The organism is Rhizobacter sp. P2_H3, assembly GCF_056403355.1.
Genome location: NZ_JBFUFQ010000432.1, coordinates 1 through 2,285, shown reverse-complemented (window position 1 = coordinate 2,285; position 2,285 = coordinate 1). Strand labels below are relative to the sequence as shown.

Here is a 2,285-nt window from a genome sequence, read left to right as displayed (position 1 = left end):
CAGGCGCTGTACGCACGCAAGCCCGAGCGCGACGGGGCGCTGATCCACCACTCCGATCGCGGCTCGCAGTACGTCAGCATCCGCTACTCCGAGAGACTCGCCGAGGTCGGCATCGAGCCGTCGGTAGGCTCCAAGGGCGACAGCTACGACAACGCGCTGGCCGAGACGATCAACGGGCTGTACAAGACCGAGTTGATCCATCGGCGGGCGCCCTGGAAGTCCAAGGAAGCCGTCGAATTGGCCACGCTCGAATGGGTCTCATGGTTCAACCACCACCGGCTGCTCGAGCCCATCGGCTACATCCCGCCAGTCGAAGCCGAGGCAAACTACCACCGGCAACTCGCCACCCGTCAGGCCATCCCGGCCTGACTCACACCAACCGGCCTCCTCGAAAGCCGGGGCGATTCAGTATGGTCTTGGGACCCTTTGACGTGCTGTACGCCACCACTGGGGTTCGGCGACGGGAGTGCGCCCCTTCGAATTGCCGAATTCTCGAAGTCGCCTGCAGCCCATCCAGCACCGGCATTTGCGGGTCCATCAGGATGACGCCAAAGCTCCGTTCGCAGGCAAGGTGGACCGCTTCAGCACCGTCCGAAGGGAGCAGGGCCGAGATGCCGCATTGTTCGAGCAGTTCAGAGGCCTTCATGAGATGGCTGGGGTTGTCGTCCACCACCATGACAGTCAGGCCGCCGTTCACGTCGAACGGCTGCTGCGGCGCATGGAGGAATGCGCTCTTCTTCCCTGGAGTTGGCTCGAAGGCCCACTGGGGGTGAAACCAGCATTTCAAGCCTCTCAGGAAGCCGCCTGAGCCCGGAGCGTCTCGAAGAAAACTGTTCACCTGAGCCTCGCAACTTGAACACCGACGTAGCAGCGTTGCATCTAGGAGGAGCCAAGTCTGTGCGCTGTCCCACGTGCTGTCAGCTCCTCAAGCAAGTCCCTTCGAGCGCTCGAGGCGCTGGTGGGCAGGCAACAGACGGGTGGCCTCCTCGCTTACAGCGTCTAGCGAGCGTGTCCTGCTTTTCCATCGCTCCGAAGCGCCCAGAATGTATCCGTGCGTCCGGCGCGTTGTCGGTGCCTCCGTCTTCGGGTCAAATCATGAACTGCTCTCATGACCTTCGGTACCAGTCGCTCTGGTTGTATGGCCGTGCGCTTGTGTTTCCTTGCGACATTGAAGGGCATGTTGAGTTGGACGCGCTCAGCGCGCGAGGCCTCGAGAACTATCTGTACGCGCGCGCCATGGTCGGGCGCGAGTTCGCGTTCCCGTCGGTGACGCCGAACGTACAACATTGAGCTTGGCCCGGTACGTGACGGCCCCGCCACTTGCGTCGCGGCGCTCGACAGCGCCCTTCCTCGTCTTGCGGCGCTAGCTGGTAGCTCGCCAGACGTTATGACGCTGTTAGGCTCGGCGCCGGACCGGGTACGCTCCGGCTTCCTGATGCACTTAATGGCGCAACTCGTCGCGTTTCTCGGCCAGGAAGGTATGCATCATGAAATCTGCTCCCACTCGGCGTGGTGCTGCCGAACGGATGATCAGGAGCCTGCGCGCAACTCACCCTTACGGGCGGCGCTCCCGGAAACTGTGCGCGAGCGAACATAGACGAAAGCTGACATCAATCAGCCCAGGGCGGTCCGTTCCCCCTGTATGTGCGCCATCGCACATACACGCGAACGGCGTTGGTTGATCCTGGAGTCATGGGCCTCGTTTCGCCAGAAGCAGCACTCAAAATTGACGTCGTTTGGCAAGCACTGCGTCGACGGCTCTTGCATGACCCTGACTTTGCGCTTCTGCTGCGCGCGATCGATGAGGCAAATTTCTTGCTGACCGTTGCCATCGAGACATGTAACGGCGTGGAACTGGATTCGCGGTTTCACGAGGGCAGCGATGCAAACTTGGCTTATGGCAAAGATGCACTGCCGCTGCCAAGCAGCGTAGATTGCTGAAGCGGGGATGTAGCGAGGCCGCAAGTAGTTGATTATTAATGTGATCAGGGGATTGCAAATCCGTTGAGGCCAGTCCGCTGTTGGTGGCGAGCCACTGCTGACGGTGCCAGGTCGAGAGACCTAGTTCAGGCCCGGCGCCGACGTTCATGCTGGTGCAGCGACCGGCGCACATCGACCCACCGGCGACATTGGTCCGGCTCGGATCGAGCGTCGGAGACCTGACATTCATGAGGCACGGTCGGGGCTTCGAATTTCAACCAGAGTTGCCGGTCGGAAACTCAACTGAGGCGCCGCGAATCTGATCATCGTGCCGTGTACCGATGAGGATGCGATGAGGCCTGTCA

General features: G+C 61.3%; 3 protein-coding genes. 2 read left to right on the top strand and 1 reads right to left on the bottom strand.

Going from position 1 to position 2,285, the window contains the following annotated elements:
• Positions 1-369: integrase core domain-containing protein (locus AC1D1T_RS31975; protein WP_477993384.1), on the top strand; the 369-nt coding region annotated here is incomplete at its 5' end.
• Between the two features lies 1 nt (position 370).
• Here AC1D1T_RS31975 and AC1D1T_RS31970 read toward each other — a convergent pair.
• Positions 371-838 (bottom strand): response regulator, encoded by a 468-nt coding sequence (locus AC1D1T_RS31970; protein ID WP_477827995.1) that lies wholly within the window; start codon positions 836-838, stop codon positions 371-373.
• A gap of 854 nt (positions 839-1,692) precedes the next feature.
• Here AC1D1T_RS31970 and AC1D1T_RS31965 point away from each other — a divergent pair.
• Entirely contained in the window at positions 1,693-1,941 is a 249-nt protein-coding gene (locus AC1D1T_RS31965; RefSeq protein ID WP_477827994.1) for a hypothetical protein, read from the top strand.
• Positions 1,942-2,285 lie beyond the last annotated feature (344 nt).

Bases quoted from the DNA above. Each gene is read 5' to 3' on its own strand.
- AC1D1T_RS31965 (WP_477827994.1), top strand. From the start codon at position 1,693: ATGGGCCTCGTTTCGCCAGAAGCAGCACTCAAAATTGACGTCGTTTGG.